This window comes from Staphylococcus microti, assembly GCF_000934465.1.
GTDB lineage: Bacteria > Bacillota > Bacilli > Staphylococcales > Staphylococcaceae > Staphylococcus > Staphylococcus microti.
In genome coordinates this window covers 1-1491 of the sequence record NZ_JXWY01000048.1, presented here as the reverse complement: position 1 = coordinate 1491, position 1491 = coordinate 1, and the positions used below count along the sequence as shown (strand labels likewise).

The 1491-nt window shown below is 33.5% G+C and carries 2 protein-coding genes; both read left to right on the top strand.

Annotated features, from left to right (window positions below; translation table 11 throughout):
• Nucleotides 1–787: 787 nt before the first annotated feature.
• Nucleotides 788–1003 (top strand): YSIRK-type signal peptide-containing protein, encoded by a 216-nt coding sequence (locus tag TP70_RS08045; RefSeq protein WP_044360858.1) that lies wholly within the window; start codon nucleotides 788–790, stop codon nucleotides 1001–1003.
• 17 nt (nucleotides 1004–1020) lie between these two features.
• A complete protein-coding gene (locus TP70_RS08040) occupies nucleotides 1021–1335 on the top strand; it encodes a hypothetical protein (RefSeq protein ID WP_044360857.1) in 315 nt (104 codons plus the stop codon).
• The last annotated feature ends 156 nt before the right edge of the window (nucleotides 1336–1491 follow it).

Genomic DNA, 1491 nt, shown 5'->3' with positions numbered 1-1491 from the left:
TGTTATATATAAAACTTCTTTTATAATTGTTAATAGACACAAAAATAAAAAAAGGGCAATTTTAATATATAAAAAATATAATATATTAATTCACACTACCAATAGAAACTGAAATTTTTCCTAGAAAATGATATCGCATCTATTATCAATAAGCTCGTTGGGTCTATTTACCAAGAAACTTTCAATCAATATTACAATCATAGAGGTTCGTCGTCCTACCACCCTAAAATGATGTTAAAAATAATTTTATATAGCTATGCACACTCTGTTTTTTTCAGGAAGAAGAATTGAGTTTCTACTTGAAAATAGTTGTCGAATGATGTGGATTGCACGTTAAACACTTTCATACAGAACAATCAATCATTTTAGAGTGAAACCACATATGATTGAGTTCTTGCATGTTCTTTATGTTGGTTTAAGGGCACAACTATTAGAAGATAAGTTAATCACAGAAAAATTATTCATGAAATCAAGCGAGAGTCTTCATTACCATTAATAATAGCTAAAGTCTTTCTTCAATTTCACTTTTTCTTAGCTTTGATAAGAAATGATAACTATCATCGATTACACGGCACAACATTTGTATTTTACATATCCGTAATCAAAAACATATATATTCCTTATCACCCATAAAACTATCAAACTTTTGTTTTTTATAAAATATTTATAAAATTTCATAAAAATATAATAATATAAGTTTACTTTGTCCAAAAACAATTATAGAATTTTTTTGAATAAAAAATATATAATTAATTTGTATTTCAAATTACAGGAGGTTTAATAATTAATGGATAATAGAAATGGGTTTTTATCTAATTGTTTAAACAAATATTCGATTAGGAAGATGACAGTTGGGACAGCGTCACTGCTTATCGGTGCAACACTCTTATTTGGTGTGAATAATGATGCACAAGCAGCTGAAGATACGACAAGCGAAGCGACAACAGAAAGTCAATCTGGGAAGCAAATACAGATCCAGCTGAAACACAATCAGAAGAATTAGCGGTAGAAAATACAGAAGTGCCGACAACTGAAACGACAGAAGCAGCATCGGAAACAGAAGTGACACCAGAAGGTACTGAAACTGAGACGGCAACAACTGAGGCAGAAACAGCAGTAGAAGATGATTCAGCAACAGAAGAAGTGGCAAACGTATCTACAGAAACTGAAAAAGTGGCAGAAGTACAATCAGAATCTACGCAAGATGTTGAACCTGCAACAGAAACTGCAAAAACAGTAAGTAATGAAACAACGACAGCAGTTGAAAGTGACGTATCACAAGATGTTACGTCGACGGAATCACCTGCATCAACTGGCAATCGGATACACCTGTGATTACATCAGCAGAGACAGTAGTGCCGGAAACGCGTTACGATGCGGCAGTTGCGCTTTCTGAAGAATTAGAGAAAAACAAAGAATACGCAACGGCAACAAGCGGTACAACATTCCGTTCTGCTTTTCGTAGTGCGGGAACAACACGTGCCGTTGAAG

Coding starts and splice junctions, on each gene's coding strand:
- TP70_RS08045 (WP_044360858.1), top strand. CDS start 788: ATGGATAATAGAAATGGGTTTTTATCTAATTGTTTAAACAAATATTCG.